Below are 439 nucleotides of genomic sequence, written 5' to 3' on the forward strand. Positions count from 1 at the left end.
AACTTACGTATATGGTATCGGTACTTCAACAGCTAAAAAAATTGTTGAAGAAGCTAACGTATCAGCTGATACACGTGTAAAAGATTTAACAGATGACGAATTAGGTCGTATCCGTGAAGTAGTTGACGGTTATAAAGTAGAAGGTGACTTACGCCGTGAACAAAACTTAAACATTAAACGTTTAATGGAAATTTCATCATACCGTGGTATTCGCCACCGTCGTGGTTTACCAGTTCGTGGTCAAAAAACTAAAAACAATGCTCGTACTCGTAAAGGCCCAGTTAAAACTGTAGCTAATAAGAAAAAATAATAGGTAAAGGAGGCAAAATATAAATGGCACGTAAACAAGTATCTCGTAAACGTAGAGTTAAAAAGAATATTGAAAATGGTGTAGCACACATCCGTTCAACATTCAACAATACAATCGTAACTATCACTG

1 protein-coding gene and 1 pseudogene are annotated in these 439 nt (G+C 35.8%); both read left to right on the plus strand.

Features of this window, described 5'->3' with window-relative positions; translation table 11 throughout:
• Positions 1-310, plus strand: a 310-nt coding sequence (gene rpsM / locus DF216_RS10480; protein ID WP_129326785.1) for a 30S ribosomal protein S13, incomplete at its 5' end; no start/stop codon positions are given.
• 23 nt (positions 311-333) lie between these two features.
• Positions 334-439, plus strand: a pseudogene (locus DF216_RS10485) (30S ribosomal protein S11); the annotation flags it as partial.

Source organism: Streptococcus oralis (genome assembly GCF_004127215.1).
GTDB lineage: Bacteria > Bacillota > Bacilli > Lactobacillales > Streptococcaceae > Streptococcus > Streptococcus oralis_BD.